Here is a 572-nt window from a genome sequence, read left to right as displayed (position 1 = left end):
GCGGGTCAGCGGCTGCAGCAAGCTGCCGGAAACGGTGATGTCGCGCCCGTCGACTCGCATGGTCCAACGATCCACCAGAACGGCACCGCGCCGGGTCAGCGGGGTGTCATACAAACTAGCATCAATGTATGACGATGATCAGCTTCCGGGTCGACGACGCCGACGCGGCTGCAATCGAGCGGTGGGCGCGGGCGCTGCACATCGACCGGTCCGAGCTCATCCGCGACGCGCTGCGACGGCACTTGGCGCAGCTGGCAGCCGACCAGGACGTGGCGGCCTACGCCGAACAGCCCGTGACCGACGAGGAGCGGGCACTCGCCGAGATCGCCGATTGGGGCCCCGCCGAGGATTGGGCAGACTGGGCCGATGCGGCGCGGTGAACTCTGGTTCGTCACCACCCCGGGTGGTGAGCGGCCCGTCCTGGTCCTTACCAGGGATCCGGTCGCGGACCGCATCGGCGCGGTTGTCGTGGCGGCGCTGACCCGGACCCGCAGGGGCCTGGTGTCCGAGCTGGAACTGACCGGATTCTTGGGCGCAAGCCTCGCCATTTATGGCGGGGTGAGCCCATCCCG

At 68.9% G+C, this 572-nt stretch carries 2 protein-coding genes; both read left to right on the top strand.

Going from position 1 to position 572, the window contains the following annotated elements:
• The first annotated feature begins 134 nt into the window (after nt 1-134).
• Complete coding sequence (locus tag F6Q13_RS19850) at nt 135-380, top strand: ribbon-helix-helix domain-containing protein (RefSeq protein WP_293060117.1); 246 nt, start codon at nt 135-137, stop codon at nt 378-380.
• Nucleotides 367-572 (top strand): type II toxin-antitoxin system PemK/MazF family toxin (locus F6Q13_RS19845; RefSeq protein WP_293060114.1); only part of this gene is annotated, 206 nt, incomplete at its 3' end. The genes F6Q13_RS19850 and F6Q13_RS19845, both read left to right, overlap by 14 nt.

It is taken from the genome of Mycobacterium sp., from assembly GCF_008709575.1.
GTDB lineage: Bacteria > Actinomycetota > Actinomycetes > Mycobacteriales > Mycobacteriaceae > Mycobacterium.
This window is presented reverse-complemented; position numbering and strand designations above follow the sequence as displayed.